This is a genomic window from Kitasatospora sp. NPDC048540, from assembly GCF_040651175.1.
In the GTDB taxonomy this organism is placed as follows: Bacteria; Actinomycetota; Actinomycetes; order Streptomycetales; family Streptomycetaceae; genus Kitasatospora.
Genome location: NZ_JBEZIR010000041.1, coordinates 39,997 through 57,774, shown reverse-complemented (window position 1 = coordinate 57,774; position 17,778 = coordinate 39,997). Strand labels below are relative to the sequence as shown.

At 72.5% G+C, this 17,778-nt stretch carries 14 protein-coding genes; 6 read left to right on the top strand and 8 right to left on the bottom strand.

Annotated features, from left to right (window positions below; all coding sequences use genetic code 11):
* Window positions 1-40: 40 nt before the first annotated feature.
* Window positions 41-2,419 carry an immune inhibitor A domain-containing protein gene (locus AB0D08_RS18315; RefSeq protein WP_233289410.1) on the top strand — a complete coding sequence of 793 codons (2,379 nt, stop codon included), beginning with the start codon at window positions 41-43 and terminating at the stop codon, window positions 2,417-2,419.
* A 101-nt stretch (window positions 2,420-2,520) separates the two neighbouring features.
* Here the strand turns inward: AB0D08_RS18315 and AB0D08_RS18310 are convergent, their stop codons facing one another.
* Window positions 2,521-3,162, bottom strand: a complete 642-nt coding sequence (locus AB0D08_RS18310; RefSeq protein WP_359889898.1) for a TetR family transcriptional regulator — start codon at window positions 3,160-3,162, stop codon at window positions 2,521-2,523.
* 109 nt (window positions 3,163-3,271) lie between these two features.
* Between AB0D08_RS18310 and AB0D08_RS18305 the strand changes: the two genes are divergently transcribed.
* The 5 genes from AB0D08_RS18305 to AB0D08_RS18285 all read left to right on the top strand — a co-directional run bounded on the left by AB0D08_RS18305 (window position 3,272) and on the right by AB0D08_RS18285 (window position 7,403).
* Window positions 3,272-4,774, top strand: a complete 1,503-nt coding sequence (locus AB0D08_RS18305) for an FAD-dependent monooxygenase (RefSeq protein WP_359889896.1) — start codon at window positions 3,272-3,274, stop codon at window positions 4,772-4,774.
* A 318-nt stretch (window positions 4,775-5,092) separates the two neighbouring features.
* The gene (locus tag AB0D08_RS18300) at window positions 5,093-5,476 is read left to right on the top strand and encodes a hypothetical protein (protein ID WP_033825508.1); all 384 of its coding nucleotides are present in this window, start codon (window positions 5,093-5,095) and stop codon (window positions 5,474-5,476) included.
* The gene (locus tag AB0D08_RS18295; protein WP_051814256.1) at window positions 5,476-6,468 is read left to right on the top strand and encodes a hypothetical protein; all 993 of its coding nucleotides are present in this window, start codon (window positions 5,476-5,478) and stop codon (window positions 6,466-6,468) included. Before AB0D08_RS18300 ends, AB0D08_RS18295 begins: the two co-directional genes overlap by 1 nt.
* A 37-nt stretch (window positions 6,469-6,505) precedes the next feature.
* Window positions 6,506-6,958, top strand: coding sequence for a roadblock/LC7 domain-containing protein (locus tag AB0D08_RS18290; protein ID WP_051814254.1), 453 nt, complete (start codon window positions 6,506-6,508; stop codon window positions 6,956-6,958).
* Between the two features lie 70 nt (window positions 6,959-7,028).
* The gene (locus tag AB0D08_RS18285; RefSeq protein WP_033825478.1) at window positions 7,029-7,403 is read left to right on the top strand and encodes a hypothetical protein; all 375 of its coding nucleotides are present in this window, start codon (window positions 7,029-7,031) and stop codon (window positions 7,401-7,403) included.
* Between the two features lie 77 nt (window positions 7,404-7,480).
* Here the strand turns inward: AB0D08_RS18285 and AB0D08_RS18280 are convergent, their stop codons facing one another.
* The 7 genes from AB0D08_RS18280 to AB0D08_RS18250 form a co-directional block, all read right to left on the bottom strand.
* Window positions 7,481-9,280, bottom strand: a complete 1,800-nt coding sequence (locus AB0D08_RS18280; protein WP_051814253.1) for a glycoside hydrolase family 36 protein — start codon at window positions 9,278-9,280, stop codon at window positions 7,481-7,483.
* Between the two features lie 164 nt (window positions 9,281-9,444).
* A complete protein-coding gene (locus tag AB0D08_RS18275) occupies window positions 9,445-11,823 on the bottom strand; it encodes a collagenase (protein WP_359889891.1) in 2,379 nt (792 codons plus the stop codon).
* Between the two features lie 137 nt (window positions 11,824-11,960).
* Window positions 11,961-12,938 (bottom strand): ABC transporter ATP-binding protein, encoded by a 978-nt coding sequence (locus AB0D08_RS18270; protein WP_359889888.1) that lies wholly within the window; start codon window positions 12,936-12,938, stop codon window positions 11,961-11,963.
* Window positions 12,935-13,951 carry an ABC transporter ATP-binding protein gene (locus tag AB0D08_RS18265; RefSeq protein ID WP_082526967.1) on the bottom strand — a complete coding sequence of 339 codons (1,017 nt, stop codon included), beginning with the start codon at window positions 13,949-13,951 and terminating at the stop codon, window positions 12,935-12,937. Before AB0D08_RS18265 ends, AB0D08_RS18270 begins: the two co-directional genes overlap by 4 nt.
* Window positions 13,948-14,937, bottom strand: coding sequence for an ABC transporter permease (locus AB0D08_RS18260; protein WP_359889886.1), 990 nt, complete (start codon window positions 14,935-14,937; stop codon window positions 13,948-13,950). Before AB0D08_RS18260 ends, AB0D08_RS18265 begins: the two co-directional genes overlap by 4 nt.
* On the bottom strand, window positions 14,934-15,917 hold the full coding sequence (locus AB0D08_RS18255) for an ABC transporter permease (RefSeq protein WP_359889883.1): 984 nt from the start codon (window positions 15,915-15,917) through the stop codon (window positions 14,934-14,936). Before AB0D08_RS18255 ends, AB0D08_RS18260 begins: the two co-directional genes overlap by 4 nt.
* Before the next feature lie 15 nt (window positions 15,918-15,932).
* The gene (locus tag AB0D08_RS18250) at window positions 15,933-17,672 is read right to left on the bottom strand and encodes an ABC transporter substrate-binding protein (protein ID WP_359889880.1); all 1,740 of its coding nucleotides are present in this window, start codon (window positions 17,670-17,672) and stop codon (window positions 15,933-15,935) included.
* Window positions 17,673-17,778 lie beyond the last annotated feature (106 nt).

Genomic DNA, 17,778 nt, shown 5'->3' with positions numbered 1-17,778 from the left:
CCGCTCACCCGACCACCCCCGTCCGGAAAGGACCGGTCAGTTGCGCAGAATCCCCGCGGCCCTCGCTGCCGCCCTCAGCACCGGCGCGATAGCCGCGACCATGCTGGCGACCCCCGCCTACGCCCGCCCCGCCGCACCCGTCACCGTGGCCGGCCAGCCGGCCTCCGCGGGCACCCAGGCCGCCGACGGCCAGGAGGGCCCGCAGCAGGACCTGTCACCGCAGGAGCGCAAGCGCCAGGCGCTCCGCGGCCTCGCCCTCGAACAGGTCAACAGCGGTGCCGTGGCCAGGAGTTCGGCGGGCACCACGCCCGCCCAGGTGAAGATCGGCAACGACTACGTCCAGCTCGCGCAGCAGCGCAAGGACAAGGTCTTCGTGATCCTCGCCCAGTTCGGCAACGAGGTCGACAACTCGACTCTCTACAACGGCCAGCCGCGCTACGGCGGCACCCCCGGCCCGCAGCACAACGCCATCCCGCAGCCGGGCAAGGACGACACCCACACCTTCTGGAAGAACGACTTCGGTCGCGACTTCTACCAGCAGATGTTCTTCGACGACTCCCCCGGCGCCAACTCGGTCCGCAACTACTACCGCACCCAGTCCTCGGGCCGGTACGACATCGAGGGCACGGTCAGCGACTGGGTCACCGTCCCGTACAACGAGGCCCGCTACGGCAGCAACAAGGGCCCGCAGGGCAGCGGCGCCTGGACCCAGGCGCAGGAGTTCATCAGGGACGCCACCAAGGCCTGGTACGACGGCGAGATCGCCAAGGGCCGCACCCCCGCCGACGTCAAGGCCGAGCTGGCCCAGTACGACGTCCAGGACCGCTACGACCACGACAAGGACGGCGACTTCAACGAGCCGGACGGCTACCTCGACAACGTGATCGTGGTGCACGCCGGCGTCGACGAGACCTGGGGCGGCGGCGCGCAGGGCGCCGACGCGCTGTGGGCGCACCGCAGTTGGGACCTGCCCGACCCGACCGGGCAGACCGGCCCCGAGGGCAACCGGATCGGCGGCGCGCCGGTCGGCGACACCGGCCTGTACGTCTACGACTACGTACAGGCGGGCGAGAACAGCGGCGTCGGCCTGTTCTCCCACGAGTACGGCCACAACCTGGGCCTGCCGGACCTCTACCCGACCAACGGCGGCGACAACGCCGTCAACTTCTGGTCGCTGATGTCCTCCGCCTCCTACCTTGGCAAGGGCAAGAACACCACCGGCGAGTTCCCCGGTGACCTCGACGCCTGGAGCAAGCTGCAACTCGGCTGGCTCAACTACGACGAGGCACAGGCCGCCACCCGCTCCAGCCACGCCCTGGGGGTCAGCGGCTACAACACCGACCAGGCCCAGGCTGTGCTGGTGCACCTGCCGCCGTCGCAGACCACCACCAGCCTGGCCGTCCCGGCCGAGGGCGCGGCCCAGTGGTGGAGCGACACCGGCGACAACATGGACGCCTCGCTGAGCCGCACGGTCGACCTGCGCGGCCGCAGTGCCTCCGCGGCCCTGGACGCCTCCGCCTGGTACGACGTCGAGCAGGACTACGACTTCCTGTCGGTCGACGCATCCACCGACGGCGGCAAGACCTGGACCTCGCTGCACGGCACCGTCGACGGCGCGCCGATCGGCAACACCACCGCGCTGACCCCGGGCCTGACCGGTACCTCCAACGCCTGGACCAAGCTGCACATCCCGCTGGACGCCTACCTCGGCCAGCAGGTCCAGGTCCGCTTCCACGTCACCTCGGACGGCAACACCCACGGCCGCGGCGCCCTGATCGACGCGGTCACCGTCACCGCCGACGGCGTGCGACTGGTCGAGGACGGCGCCGAGAGCGGCGGCCAGGGCTGGACGCTGACCGGCTTCTCGGTCATCAAGGGCAAGGACGCGGTCAAGGACCACCCGCGCGCCTACCTGGTGGAGAACCGCCGCTACGTCGGCTACGGCGCCTACCTGAAGACCGGCCCGTACAACTTCGGGTACTCCGGGATCTGGGGCAAGGCCAACATCATCGACACCTACCCGTACCAGGAGGGCGTCCTGGTCTGGCTGTGGGACACCGCCTACGAGGACAACAACACCAAGGACCACCTCGGCGGCGGCCTGATCCTGCCGGTCGACGCGCACCCGGAGGTGAACTACTTCAACGGCGGCACCGCGGTCAACGGCCGGATGCAGAGCTACGACGCGCCCTTCTCGCTGAAGCCGACCACCGCGTTCCAGCTGCACAACGTCAGCGCGGTGACCAAGTTCCCGGCCAAGCCCGCCGTGCCGGCCTTCAACGACCGCACCGGTGACTACTACAACCCGGCCGCACCGCAGCTGGGCGTGAAGGTGCCGAACACCAACACGAAGATCGAGGTCGTCCGCGAGACCCAGGGCGGCAAGCTGACCACCGTCAAGGTCGGCCCGGCCGCCTGATCCGGGCCGGTCGGACGCACCACCCCGGGGAGGGGTGCCGGGAGACCCCCGGCACCCCTCTTCGGCATGCCCGCGCTTCGGCATGCGCGCGGCAGACCCGCTCAGAACCCGCGGCCGCCCGCGCCGCCCCGCAGCAGGGCGACCGCCTCGACGGTCTCGGCCACCGCCAGCCGGTGCGCCTGCTCGACCGGGGTGCCGCCGTCCAGGCGCTGCCAGTTGAGCCTCGCCAGCTCCTGCCGTACACCGATGAACTGCACCGCCACCAGCCGCGGCGCCAGTGCGCCCGCACCCGGCAGCGCCTCGGCGAGCGCGGCCGCCAGCGCGTCGATGTCGTGCCCGATGTAGTCCAGCAGGTGCGAGGACAGGCTCGGGGTGTCGTAGACCAGCCGCATGAAGGCGAGCACCTCGGGCTCCTCGCACAGGCCGGTGACCGGGTCGTGCGCGGCCAGCCGCTCCAGCTGGTGGCGCTCCAGCGCGGCCAGCGGGGTGAGCGGGGCCGGCCGCTCGCGCACCACCCGGGCGGCTTCGCCGAGGTGGTCGGCCATCCGGTGCAGGACCAGCTCCTCCTTGGTGGGGAAGTAGCGGAACAGCGTCGGCTTGGAGACCTCGGCGGCGGTGGCGATCTCCGCCACCGACACCCGGTCGAAGCCGTTCCTCAGGAACAGTCCGATCGCCGTGTCGGCGATCGCCTGCCGGGTGCGCTGCTTCTTGAGGGCTCGCAGTCCCTCCGGCTCATCGGTCATGGACCAAGCATAACTCGGATACTTTTGTTACTCAGTTGCATTTCTTCCTCGGTTGCGGTTCTCTGGAGATGCGGAGGAACACGGCACGACCGACGAGAGGGAGACTCCGATGAAGACCGTGGGGATCGTGGGAGCGGGACCGACCGGGCTGACCCTGGCCTGCTGCCTGGCCCGGCAGGGCGTCCGGGTCCGGGTGCTCGAGCAGGCGGCGGCCTTCGCCACCGGCTCCCGCGGCAAGACCCTCAACGCGCGCAGCCAGGAGGCCCTGGCCGACCTCGGGATCCTCGACCGGCTGACCGCCGGGGGCCGGACCCATCTGCCGTTCCGCAAGTACTTCGGCGGCGAGTTCATCGCCGACACCGACCCCTACGCGGACGCCCGGCCGACGCCCGGCACGCCCTACCCGACAGGCCTGTTCCTGCCGCAGTGGAAGGTCGAGGGCGCCCTGCGCGAGCTGCTCGCCGAGCTGGGCGGACAGGTCGAACTCGACAGCCGCCTCGACCGGTTCGAGCAGGGCCCGGACGGGGTGCGGGTCCTGCTCGCCGACGGCCGCACCCTCACCGCCGACCACCTGGTGGGCTGCGACGGCGGCCGCAGCACGGTGCGCAAGCAGCTCGGCATCCCGCTCGAGGGCACCAGCGACCCGGAGTTCGCGCTGGTGGTCGGCGACGTCGAGGTGGCGGGCCTGGAGCCCGACGCCTGGCACCAGTGGTTCGGCCCGGAGGGCGCGCTGATGCTCTGCCCGTTCCCGGGCGAGTCCGTCTGGCAGCTGCAGGCCACACCCGAGGTCGACGCCGACGGCGCCCCGCTGCCGCCCTCGCTGGAGAGCTTCCAGCGGCTGGTCGAGCAGCGCACCGGCCGCCGCGACATCCGGCTGTCCCGGGCGACCTGGCTGACCACCTGGCGGGTCAACGTCCGGATGGTGGACCGCTACCGGGTCGGCCGGGTGCTGCTCGCCGGGGACAGCGCCCACGTCCACCCGATCGCGGGCGGCCTGGGCATGAACACCGGCATCCAGGACGCCTGGAACCTGGGCTGGAAGCTCGGCCACGTGCTGACCGGCCTGGCCGGCCCCGGCCTGCTGGACACCTACCAGGAGGAGCGGCTGCCGGTCGCGGCCTGGACGCTGGGCGTCAGCAGTGCGGGCATGGCCGCGGTGGCCGAGGGCGTGCGGACCCCCGGCGTCGGGGTGGAGGCCGGCCGGCTCACCGACACCAGCGGTCTGACCATCGGGTACCGCGACAGCTCACTCGCCGAGGACCTGCTGGGCGGCCCGCTGCGGGCCGGCGACCGGGCCCCCGACGCGCCGTACACCGCGCCGGACGGCACCCCGACGCGGCTCTTCGAGACCTTCGCCGGCAGCCACTTCACCCTGCTCGGCTTCGGCCCGGACAGCCGCCCGGCCCTCACCGGGCTCGCCCCGCACGTCCGTCCGCTCGCGCTGGCGGCCGGCCCCGGGAGCGCGGCGGACCCGGACGGCCACGTCCGCCGGGCGTACGGGATCGAGGGTGACGCGCTGGTACTGGTGCGGCCGGACAACCACGTGGCCCTCACCGTCCCGGCCGGCCCCGGCGCGCACGACACCGTACGGGCGTACCTCGCCGCGCTGTAGCGCCCGGCGCGGCCCGCGGTTTCGGCCACCGCCCGGAGCCTACCAGGATCCCAACTGCCGCCCCCGCCCTACGGGTTCGCCGACGGCACAGGCCGCCGGACACCCCGCGGGGCCGGGCGGGGACCGGCCGGTCGGCCGGTCCTCCGCACAGAAACGGCCGGTGACCCTAACAGATTCGGGCATATGCCCGACGAATATGACGGATTCCGGCCCGCGCTCGAACGTTGGGGGTTAGCGTTGCGCTCCGAACAGGTTACCGCCAGTGAGCGCGGTGCCGGGCGCGTACCCCCCACGGGTGCGCAGGAGGGGTGCGTGTCGGTGCCGGGGATCGATGACTGCCTTACCGAGGCCATGGCTGTGCCGGGTGCGCTCGGCGTCAGCCTGGTCGACTGGACCAGCGGGCTCGCGCTGGGCACCGCCGGGGAGGGCCCGGGCGGTGACCACGAGGTCGGCGCCGCCGACGCGACCGAACTGGCCAGAGCGGTGACCCAGAGCGCCTCCTTCGCCGACCCCGCCTCCGGCACCGCCCCGGCCGAGGACGTCATCCTCAGCTCGGCCGGCACCTACCACCTGGTGCGCTTCCTCGACACCGACTTCGACAGCAACCTCATCCTGTACCTGCGGCTCGACCGCGACCGCGCCAACCTGGCGATGTCCAGACTCAGACTGGCCGCCATCGCCGAACAGTTGGTGCTCGACTGATGCCCGCGACGCTGGCCGCCCAGCGCCTGCCCCGCCGGCGCCGCTCCGGCTGCTCCCCCGCCACGGTCTTCGAGACCGCCCTGACCGACCTCGCGGCCCAGCGCGCCGACGGCACCATGGCCGGCGCCGCCGGAACCCTCCACCTGGTGGACGGGTACGTGGTGCACGCCGAGAGCCCGGCCGCCGCGAGCGTCGAGGCGCTGCTCACCGGCTGCGGCCGGCTCTCCGCCGCCGAGTGGGCCGGCCACCTCGCCACCGGCCTGCCGATGGCCGAACAGCTGGTCCGCTCGGGCCGGGTGAGCCGCAGCGAGCTCCAGCTGTGCCAGCTGACCGCCGTGCTGGACGCCGCCTTCTTCGCGCTCGCCCAGGACGGCGGCGAGATCCGCTTCTCGGCCGCCGCCCGGCCCGAGTTCACGCTGGCCCGGCCGATGTCCGTACGGGAGCTGCGGGCCGCCGTCGGCCGCCGCCGGGCCCTGCTGGACCGGGTCTGGCCGTGCCCGCAGCTGGACGCCGCCGCCGTGCGCCGCCGCCCGGGTGCCGTTCCCACCGCCTGCTCCCGCCGCCGCCGGGCCGTCCTGGACGCCGCTGACGGCCACCGGACCCCGGCCGACATCGCGCTGCTGCTGGGCCGTTCGGCCTTCGGCACGGTGCTGGACATCCGGCACCTGGCGGCCGGCGGGCTGATCGAGTCCACCGCGCCGCCGATCCCGGCGATCCCACCGATCCCGACGGTTCCACCGCCGCGGACGGCGATGCGCCCGGCCGTGCCCGTCGGCCCCCCGCAGGTGCTGCTCCCCACCCGGCCGCGGCACGCCGCACCACAGGCCGTACCGGTCGCGGTGGCCGTACCGGTCCCGGTGGCCGTAGCCGTACCCGCCGCCGCACCGGTGGCCGTCCACCCGGCGGTCGCCACCGCTCTGCCCTACGACCCGTCAGATCCGCACGTCGCCCTGCTGCTCAGGATCCGAGCCGGCCTGGAGGCCCGACTGTGAGTGTTCCACCCGTCCGTTCCGTCCGCCCGACCGAGTCATGAAGCGCACCTTGCGACAGTTCACCGGCCGCCGGCCTCCCATCCTGATCGACCCCGAAGTGCTGGCCGAGCCCGAGGTGCTCACCGAGCTACGCGGGCTGCGGGCCAGGGTCCCGCACCTGACCGGCTCCCTGGTGGCGACCATCGACGGTCTGGTGGTCGCCCACGACACCACCGACCTGGAGCCCTCCGGGGTCGCCGCGCTGACCGCGGCCGCACTCGGGATCGGCGCCCGGCTCGCCGAGGCGACCGGTCAGGGCGGCTTCCGCGAGCTGCTGACCAGGGGAGACTCCGGCTACACGGCGACCTACGCGGCCGGCGCCTTCGTGGTGCTGACCCTGCTCGCCGGGCCGGACGCCAACATCGGCCGGCTGCACCTGGAGGCCCGCCGGGCGGGCGGGCGGATCGCGGCGATCACCGACGCGGCCCTGGAGCGCCACGAGCGCGACTGACCCGGCCCGCCCGGCCCCGGACCACTGCACCAACCACACCACCGGAAGAAATCCAAGGAAAGAGGACACCATGGCAAGCACCGACGCCGCTCTCAAGGACATCATGAACTCGATCGACGGCACTATCGGTGTCGCACTGGTCGACTACAACAGCGGTATGGCGCTGGGCACCATCGGCGGCTCGCCCGATCTGGACCTGAACGTCGCCGCGGCCGGCAATACGGACGTGGTGCGGGCGAAGGTCCGGGCGATCGAGATGCTCAATCTCAAGGAGGCCATCGAGGACATCCTGATCTCGCTCAGCAGCCAGTACCACCTGATCAGGCCACTGACCAGCCGCTCCGGCAAGGGCCTGTTCCTGTACCTGGCGCTGGACAAGGGCCGGGCCAACCTGGCGATGGCCCGCCACCAGCTGAAGCGGATCGAGGCCGACCTGGAGGTCTGACGACGGGTGGGCCCTGTCCCGGCCGCGCCGCCGGGACAGGGCCCACCGGGCGGGGCCCGGTCCGCCGGGAGGCCCCGCTACCGGCCGCGACGGACCGTCAGCAGACCGCCGGTCGGCACCCGGACCACCAGCTCCGGTCCGTCCGGCGTCCGCGCCTCCTCGCTCAGTACGGCCCCCGTGCAGTCCCTGACCTGCAGCGTCAGCGGCCCCGGCGGGCCGTCGAGGACCAGCCGCACCTGCGGGTCCGGGTCGGCGTTGGCCAGCAGCAGGGTGTGCCACTCCCCCGTCACGACGGCGGGCAGCGGTGCGTACCGGCCGAACGCCAGGGTGCCGTCGTGCCGCGCCTCGATCAGCGGGTAGCCGAGCTCGGGCCGGTGCGGGCGCAGTTCGCCGCGCTGCAGTACGCCGGTGTGCTCGCGCATGACGGAGAGCCAGAACCGCACCACGGCCAGCTGCTCCGGCCGCTGGGCGGCGAGGTCGACCGAGACCTGCGGGGTGGCGAAGAGCACCGACTGGAACAGGACGGCGATCTGCTCGGGGCTCTCGTCCGGGTGCCAGGTGAGCGGGTCGGCGTGGACGGCGAGCGGGCCGGCCGTGAGCCGCAGGTCGGCGGTGCGGGTGCGGTTCTCGGTGGCGTTGTGCGGGCAGTCGGTGGCCCGGACCATGGTGGCGAACGGCCACAGGCCGGGTCCGGTGTAGTCCTGCCGGTGCTCGACCAGGACCTCGGGCCGGGTGGCGCGCAGCCGGGTGTCCAGGTCGGTGAGCAGGCGGTGCACGCCTTCGGCGACGGTGTCGCAGTCGGCCTCGGGTGAGCCGGTGGCGGCCTCGGCCCGGGCGAAGGTGTCGATGAAGTCGATCTTGAGGCCGTCCACCCCGTGCTGCTCCACGGCGGCGGCCAGCCGTTCCACCTGGTGCGCCCGGACGGTGGCGCTGCGCGGGTCGAGCACGTGGGTCTGCAGTTTCGCCAGGTGGGCCAGCGAGTGGGCGGCCAGCGTACCGGCGGCGGCGCTGCGTTCGCCGGCGAACGGCAGCGCGTGCCAGAGCAGGTAGTTGAGCCCGAGGGCGCGGACCCGGCGGACGTGGCCGGCGAAGTCGGGGAAACCGGCCGGGGCGGGCCGCCAGTCGCCGGTGGTGGCGTACGAGCGGCTGTCCTCGTCGGTCTGCCAGCCGTCGTCGACGATCAGCGAGCGGAAGCCGAGCGGTGCGGCGAGCGCCGCCAGCCGTTCGACGTCGGCCGCGGTCATCGCCAGGTGCAGGGTGTACCAGGTGCAGAAGACGGGTTCGAAGGCGGCGTCGGGGACCGGGGCGGTGGGCAGTTCGGCGGCCCACCAGGCGGCTGCGGCGCGGACGGTGTCGGCGAAGTGGCGGCCGCTCAGGTCGAGCAGCAGCCGCAGCTCGGTGCCCTGGTGCTCGGTCCAGAAGCTGAACTCGCCGGTCTCCTCGACCGCACCCTCGCCGATCGAGACCGGCAGCACCGGTTCGCCGACGGCGAAGGTGCACAGCGCCCGGTCGCCGGCGCCGACCAGGCTGCCGACGGGCGCGCCCTTGGGCAGTGAGGCCTCGCGCGGCCGGTTCCAGGACGGCGGCAGCCAGCGGTGGCCGGTGTCGGGGGTCCAGTAGGCGCTCGCCCCGGTGCACGGGAGCCGCCACTCCACCCGCAGCCGGGTGGGCAGCCGGTCGTCGGGGCCGGTGGCGGTGGCCTCGATCAGCACCACGCCCGGGCCGCGGGCGGTGGTGCGTACGGTCACCCCGGTGGCGCCGACGGCGGTGGCCCTGACCTTCAGGCCAGGTACGGCGAGTCCGGTGTCGACCGGCCGGCTGGTCTCGGTGCGGTCGGAGGGCGGCGCGCTGCCGTCCCAGCTGAGCGTCTCGGTCACGGGTGCTGGCTGCCTTCCGGGGCGGGTGGGCGGTGGGCCCGTACGGGCCGGGCGCGGAAGCGGTCAGGACGTCCGGCCCGTACGGGAGTTGCGGGGAGCGGGGTGGGACCCGGCCGGGCGCGGCCCGCTGTTACGGTTCCCCGCCGCGCCCGACCGGGGGTCTGTCACCTGCGGAGCGGGCCCTCGCAGGTGTAGTCGGCGGTGCCGGCCTTGCCGCCGGTCCACACGTCGACCTTGCCGAAGGAGCAGTTCATGTCGTCGAGGTTGTTCGCGACGCCCTTGGTGCGCTGCAGGATGAAGTAGTCGACGGTGGAGGACATGTCCTTGAAGACCGCGTCGGGGCTGGTGGAGTCGGAGAGGTTGGCGGTGATCCGGCCGGTGCAGACGAACCGCATCGGCTTGTTGTCCCAGTCACCGTTGTCCTTGCAGGACGGCGTGTTGGAGGTGGCCGCGGCGATGGCGGACTGCACCTCGGCCGGGTAGGCGAACTTCAGGTACCCGTTGGGGGTGAAGGAGGTACTGGGGACGTACAGGGTGGACAACTGGGCGATCTGCGTGTCCAGGAAGGCGCTGTACTGGCCCTGCAGCGCGCGGTCGGAGCCGACCCGGGTGCGCCAGGCGTCGAAGCCGGCCGGGTTGTCGGCCCGCAGGTAGCCGTACATCTCGCGCAGCTGCGAGGGGTGTTGGAGCCACAGGAACTCGAAGAAGGTTCCGGCGTAGTTGTAGAAGTGGAACGCCGGGGTGTCGGTGTAGCGGGCGTGGATCAGCTCGTTGATGCTCATCCGCGGGATGCCGGCGGCCTCGTCCTGGGCGAGCTTGGCCACCAGCGACCTGCGGACCAGGACGCCCTGGTCGCGGGTGGAGCCGTCGAAGAACTCGGCGGTGCCCTCGTCCATCGCGGTGGTGAGGTCGTTGTCGTACCAGCGCGGCTCACCGAAGGTGCCGGGGGTGGCCCAGCGGCCGTTCAGGTAGTGGGTGTACTCGTGCCGGAACAGCTCCTCCAGGGTCAGGGTGGAGTCCTGCGGCACCCGGCGCTGGTAGGTGTAGAAGGTGGCGCCGTTCTCGATGTAGATGCCGCCGTTGTTGGTGGCCATCCCGGTCAGCAGCGGGTGGTAGACCTCGTAGTCCGCGCGCGAGGCGTAGAGGTGGATGTGCAGGGTGGAGTTGACGTCGCCGGTGAGCGGCACGTCGGTGCCGAGCACGCGGAAGAACTGCGTCTTCACCTGCTTGCTGGCGTAGTACATCTGGTCGACGGTGGCCTTGTCGAGGGCGGTGTGCACCTCGAGCGCGCCGTTGTCGTACTTGTAGGTGTACGGGAAGAGCCTGGCCTCGATCTGGGCGGTGCAGACGCCGAACTGCGCGCAGACGCCGTAGAAGTTGGCCCAGCCGACGACCTTGACCCAGGGGGCGGAGTACTCGCCGAAGACCGCCTTGGTGGTGTCCAGCAGCGGGCCGAGGTCCGCGGTGAGCGCGGCGCGCAGCGCGGGGATCTGCCCGGTGCGGCCGTACTCGGCCATCGCGTCGCGGGCCACCCACTCGTTGGCGGTGCCCTTGAGGTGGGCGGCGGAGGCGAAGGAGCGCAGGCTCGCGCGGTAGTCGGCGTCGGCGGCGACCGCCGCCATGAAGGCCGGGTCCTGGTTGTAGATGCCGAGGTAGTTGACGTTCAGGGCGGCGAGCGCGGCGTTGCCCCACTGGGAGCTGCCGGCCACCTGGGTGCCGGGGCCGAACGCGGCGAGCACCTTCTTGACCAGGGCGAGGTTGTTCTGGCGCAGGCCGGTGCTGCCGGCGGTGATGGTCAGTTCGCGCAGGTTGACGGCGGCCGTGTCGGTGCGGTCGAAGGCGCGGGGGTTCGCCGTGTAGGCGTTGACCGCCCGCTGGACGCCGGCCAGGGTGGCGGCGTCGGTGATGTCGATCTGGTCGTGGTTGAAGTCGAAGTAGACCGTGGCGTGCAGGAAGGTCCACAGCTCGGCCAGGTGCGCGGAGCCGGTGCCGTCGTAGGCCGGGGCGAGCTGGGTGATCCGGTCGGCCACGGCCTGGACGTGGGCGTCGTCCATGGTGGTGGCGTAGCGGTTGTCCCAGGTCCACAGGAAGGTGGACAGGCAGCCGTCGGCGCTGACGGCCGGGTCGGTGAGGAAGGCCGCCAGCTGGGCGGGGCTCAGGCCGGTCATGCCGTCGACGGTGCAGGGCACCCCGGCGGCGGTGGTGGCCGGGGCGGCGGCGGGCGCCGCGGCGGGGGCGGCCACGGGGGCGGGGGCGCCGACCCGGTCGGGCAGCCGGCCGGGGAGCAGCGAGTCGCCGAGCGAGCCGCCGCCGGGGGCCGGGGCGGCGCCGCCCGCGGTGGCCGTGGCGGTGGCGAGGTGGTCGACCTCGTCGTAGGCGCTCGGTGTGGAGGCGGGGGCCGGGGTCGGCGCGGCCCCGGGGGTGGCGGCGGGTGCGGCGGGCGCCGGGCCGAGGGCCTGGGCGGTCTGTATCGCGGGCAGCGTGAGGGAGGCCGCCAGCGCGGCCGCGAGCAGGACTCTGCGCGCGGTGCTGGGAGTTGACACCTGTGCTCCAGTGCATGTGGGGGGAGGTGCTGGGTTCGGTACGGCCGTCGGGCGCACCCGGGGCCGTACCGCCGCGGGCCGGATGTGGGGTCCGGGCAGGGCGGTACGGCGGCGGGCGGGTCCGGCGGGTGGGGCGGTCAGGCCTCGGGGAAGTGGCAGGCCGCCTGGCGGGTGGTGCCGGGTGCGGTGATCTGCAGCAGTGGCGCCTCGGTGCGGCAGACCGGCTGTGCCTTGGCGCAGCGGGGGTGGAAGGTGCAGCCGGCGGGCGGGTCGGCGGGGCTCGGCGGGTCGCCGAGCAGCACGATCCGCTCCCGGCGGCGTTCGGCGAGCGGGTCGGGCAGCGGGACGGCGGACAGCAGCGCCTTGGTGTAGGGGTGTGCGGGGTTGCCGTACACCTCCTGCTTGTCGCCGATCTCGACGATCCGGCCGAGGTACATCACGGCGACCCGGTGGCTGATGTGCCTGACCACGGCGAGGTCGTGGGCGATGAAGAGGTACGCGACGCCGAGTTCGCGCTGCAGGCGTTCCATCAGGCCGACGATCTGGGCCTGGATGGAGACGTCGAGGGCGGAGACCGGTTCGTCGGCGACGACCAGTTCGGGGCGGGTGGCGAGGGCGCGGGCGATGCCGATGCGCTGGGCCTGGCCGCCGGAGAACTGGTGGGGGTAGCGCTCCAGGTGTTCCGGGGCGAGGCCGACCAGCCGGATCAGGTCGCGGACCTCGGCGGCGGTGCGGGCCGGGTCGGTGCCCTGGGCGCGCAGCGGGGCGGAGATGATCTGCTGGACGGTCTGCCGGGGGTTGAGCGAGGCGAACGGGTCCTGGAAGATCATCTGCAACTTGCTGCGCAGCGGGCGCAGTTGGCGCTGGCCGGTGCGGGTGATGTCCTGGCCGCGGAAGGCGATCCGGCCGGCGGTGGGGTCGAGCAGGCGGACCAGCATCCGGCCGGTGGTGGACTTGCCGCAGCCGGATTCGCCGACCAGGCCGAGCGTCTCGCCGGGCCGGACGTCGAAGCTGACCCGGTCGACGGCGCGCACGCCCGCGCGCCGGCGCAGGACGCCGCCGCCGACGGGGAAGGTCATGCCCAGGTCCTGCACGGTGAGCAGGGGCTCCGTCATGCGGTCACCTCCTCGGGGTCGGTGCGGCCCTCGGACAGGGTGTCCAGCAGGCAGGCGGTGCGGTGGTGTTCGGCGACCAGGCGCAGCGGGGGGCGTTCGGCGGTGCAGGCGGCGCGGCCGGCCGCGGGGGCGGCGGCGTAGACCGGGCAGCGGGGGTGGAAGGCGCAGCCGGGCGGCGGGGCGAGCAGCGAGGGCGGGCTGCCGGGGATGGCGGACAGCGCGGCGGTGCCGTCGTCGTCGAGGCGGGGCAGGGAGTCCAGCAGGCCGCGGGTGTAGGGGTGCCGCGGGGAGCCGAACAGCGTTTCGGCGGGGGCCTGTTCGGCGGCCGAGCCGCCGTACATGACCAGGACCTCGTCGGCCACCCGGGCGATCACGCCGAGGTCGTGCGTGATCATGATGATGCCGAGGCCGCGTTCCTGCTGGAGTCCCATCAGCAGTTCGAGCACCTGGGCCTGGACGGTGACGTCGAGGGCGGTGGTGGGTTCGTCGGCGATGATCAGGTCGGGTTCGCAGGAGAGGGCCAGGGCGATCATCGCCCGCTGGCGCATGCCGCCGGAGAACTGGTGCGGGTATTCGCCCGCCCGGCGGGCCGGTTCGGGGATGCCGACGTCGCCGAGCACCTCGACGGCGCGGGCCCACGCGGCCTTGCGGCCGGCGCCGAAGTGCTCCCGGTAGGCCTCGGCGATCTGGTCGCCGATGGTGAAGTAGGGGTGCAGCGAGGTGAGGGCGTCCTGGAAGACCATCGCCATCCGGCGTCCGCGCAGGCGGCGTACGGTCTCCGGGTCGGCGCCGATCAGTTCGGTGCCGTCGAAGCGGACCGAGCCGGTCACCTCGGCGCCGCGGTGCAGGCCCATGACGGCCAGCGAGGTGACGGACTTCCCGGATCCGGACTCGCCGACGATGCCGAGCGTGCGGCCGGCCTCCACGGTGAAGTCCACTCCCCGTACGGCCTGTACGTCGCCCTCGGCGGTGCGGAACCCGACGGTGAGGTCCTTGACTTCGAGCAGGGTCACGACAGCCTCGCCCTCGGGTCGATCCAGGCGTAGACCACGTCCACGACCAGGTTGGAGGTGACGATGAAGAAGGAGGCGAGCAGGGTGATCCCCATGACCACCGGCTGGTCGGCCTTGCCGAGGGAGTCGGCGAAGAGCTTGCCGACGCCGGGGAGGCCGAAGAGCGACTCGGTGATCAGCGCGCCGGCCAGCAGGCCGCCGAGGTCCATGCCGAGCATGGTGGCGACCGGGGTGAGCGCGGGGCGCAGGCCGTGTTTGGCCACCACCCGGCGCTCGCGCAGGCCCTTGGCCCGGGCGGTGCGCACGTACGGTTCGGCCATCGTCTCGATGACGGAGTTGCGGGTCATCCGGGCGTACATGGCGGCGGACATCAGCGCCAGGGTGATCCACGGCAGGATCAGGTTCTCGATCCACTGGCCGGGGTGCTCGCCGAAGGCGATGTAGCGCGGGTACGGGATCAGGTCGAGCTTGGCGACCACCAGGTAGAGCAGCACCATGGCGGTGAAGTAGACCGGCAGGGCGGCGACGCCGATGGTGCCGACCATCAGGGTGCGGTCGATCCAGGTGCCCCGGCGCAGCGCCGAGAGCACCCCGGCGGCAAGGCCCAGGACCAGCCACAGGAAGGCGGCGCCGACGGCCAGCGAGACGCTGGCGGGGAGCCGGTCCATCATCAGGTCCCAGACCGGTTGGGCGCTCTGGTAGGAGTAGCCGAAGCAGGGGAAGGAGCAGTGCACGGCGTAGCTGCCGCTGCCCAGGGTCTGGCCGGCGAAGATGCCGGCCAGGTAGCGGCCGAACTGGACGATCAGCGGGTCGTCGAGGCCCATCTGCTGGCGGACCAGCAGGATCCGCTCGGCGGAGCAGTCCTTGCCGCAGAACTGGGCGGCCGGGTCGGTCGGCAGCAGGTAGAAGACGGCGAAGGTGATGGCGCAGATCACCACGAGGGTGAAGGCGATGCCGATCAGGCGCCGGACCAGGAATCCGATCATGCCCGGCCGCCCTTCGGGTCGAGGGCGTCGCGCAGCGCGTCGCCGAGCAGGGTGAAGGCCAGCACCACCAGGAACAGGCAGCTGCTGGGCAGGATGAAGAACATCGGGTCGACCTTGTAGTAGGGCACCGCGTCCGAGATCATCTGCCCCCAGGAGGGCGTCGGCGGGCGGACCCCGACCCCGAGGTAGGTGAGTGCGGCCTCGGCGCCGATCAGCCCGGGGATCGCCAGGGTGACGTACACGATGATGGTGCCGGTGAGGTTGGGCAGGATCTCGGTGAACAGGATCCGGGCGCTGGAGGTGCCGCAGGCGCGGGCCGCCTCGACGTACTCGCGGTGTTTGAGCGAGAGGGTCTGGCCGCGGATCAGCCGGGCGATGTAGGGCCAGCCGAAGACGCTCATCACCAGGATCAGCAGCAGGATCCGGTTGGCGTCGCGGGCCACCGAGAGCAGCGCGATCATGAAGATCAGGCTGGGGAAGGACATCATGACGTCCATGAAGCGGCTGATCACGGCGTCGGTCCGGCCGCCGAAGTAGCCGGCGGTGATGCCCAGCAGGACGCCGATGACGGTGGTGATGAGGGCGGCGCTGAAGGCGACCAGCAGGCTGATCTGGGCGCCGTACAGGAGCCGGGCGAAGATGTCGCGGCCGAGGGCCGGTTCGACGCCGAGCCAGTGGCCGGCGCTGACGCCGCCGAGCGCGCCCTTGGGCATGCCGCCGAGGTAGAGGTCGAGGGCCTTCTTGTCGGTGTCGGCCGGGCCGTGGCCGCCGAGGGCGCTGAGCACGGGGGCGAGCAGGGCGGCCAGGACGAAGAAGACGATGATGCCGAGGCCCACCATGGCGGGCCGTTCGCGGCGCAGGCGGTGCCAGGCGAGGCGCCAGGGGGAGGCGGGGGGTGCGGCGGGCGCGGGGGCGGGGTCTGCGGGGCCGACCGCCGCCCCCGCTCCCCGGGCCGCGGCCTCGGAGAGCGGGGCGGTCATGGGTCAGACTCCTGACTACTTGACGGACTTCAGGCCGATGACGGCGTAGTCGAGCTGCCCGGACCACACCGGGTGGGCGAAGGCGCCGGCGATGTTGGAGCCGACCAGCAGCGGCTTCTTCTGCCAGGTCATCGGGACGGCGGGCGACTTGTCCATGATCTTGGCGTCCAGGGCGAGCCAGGCGGTGTTGGCCTTCTGGAGGTCGTCCAGGCCGGCGATCCGGTCCAGTTCGGCGATGGTCTCCGGGTCGTTGAAGCGGCTGTTGTTGCCGTTGTTGCCCTTGTCCTTGATGGACCGGCCGTCGAAGATCATCGGCAGGAAGGTCGCGGCGGACGGGTAGTCCGGGCACCAGCCGCTGAGCGACAGGCCGGGCTGCTTGTCCTTGTCGCCGGTGATGGAGTTGACGGCGGTCGGGTCGACGGTGGTGACGGTGACGTCGATGCCGACCCGCTTGAGCGCCGCCTGCACGGCCTCGGCCTGCGGCTTGCCGCCGGTGGAGGTGACCAGTTCGGTCTTCAGACCGCCCGCGAAGCCGGCCTCGGCCATCAGCTGCTTGGCCTTGTCCGGGTCACCGGCCGGCTTGATCATGAAGTGGTCGATCGGCGCGCCGGCGGTCAGCACCGGCGGCAGGAAGGTGGTGGCGACGTCGTTGAACGCGGGGCCGCCGACCGCGGTGGCGTACGCCTCCTTGTCGACCGCGTACTGCAGCGCCAGGCGCAGCTTCTGGTTGTCGAAGGGGGGCTTGCTGGTGTTGGTCACCAGCATCGCGGTGCAGCCGGATTTCTCGCTGATCAGACGCTTCTTCAGGTCCGGGTTGGTGAGCACCTCGCCGACCTTCGCGGAGACCAGGTCGACGTAGGAGACCGCGTTCTTGTCGTCCCCCTGGTCGGCGATCAGCCGGTCGGCGATGCCGGCGCCCTTGAGGGTCTGCTCGACCACGATCCGGTCCGGGTACGCCTTGCGGACCGGGTCGGTCTTCTCGTCCCAGTTGGTGTTGCGGACCAGCACCATGCGCTTGCCCCGGTCGTACTCCTCGATCTTGTACGGGCCGGAGGAGACCGGGTGGTTGCTGTAGTTGGCGCCGGCCTCCTTGGCCTTGGGCACCGGCGCGAAGGTGGGCAGGGTGACGGTGTAGCCGAACTCGGCGACCGGGCGCTTGAGGTGGAAGACGATGGTCTTGGCGTCCGGGACCTCGATCGCCTGCTTGCCGAGGCGCTCGCCGGTCAGCGGGCCCTGGTAGCCGTCGGGCGCGTCCAGGTAGCGCACCGCGTAGTCGGGGCCGCCCGGCAGCTCGGGCGAGAAGGAGCGCTCGACGTTGTACTTGATGTCGTCGGCGACGATCGGGGTGCCGTCCTCGTACTTGAGGCCGTCCTTCAGGTGGAAGGTCCAGGTCTTGGCGCCGTCGCTCGGGGTGCCGAGGTCGGTGGCCAGGTCGGGCTCGATCTTCAGGCCCTCGGCGCCGGGGGCGGCCTTGAAGGTGGTGAGGGTGCGGTAGAGCATCCGGACGCCCACGTCCATCACCGGCATGGTCCAGTTGCGGGCCGGGTCGAGCTGGTCGAAGTCCTGGTTGGACAGGATGGTGAGGGTGCCGCCCTTGACCGGCGTCCCGCCGATGATGCCGTTGCCCTCGGTGGTGACGCCCGCCTGGTCGCCGGCGCCGCCGCCGCTGTCGGCGCTGCTGCCGCAGGCCGAGAGGCCGAGTGTGAGGGTTGCTGCGATGGTCGCCGCCAGGGCGACGTGGGTGCGCCTGTTCATGTCGAACTCCGAGATGGGGGGCCGAAGTTGAGGCCCGGTCCGCCCCGGGGCTGATCCGGGGCCCACACCGGAGGGGCGACCTGGGGTCTAGCCCCTCCGGGATGTG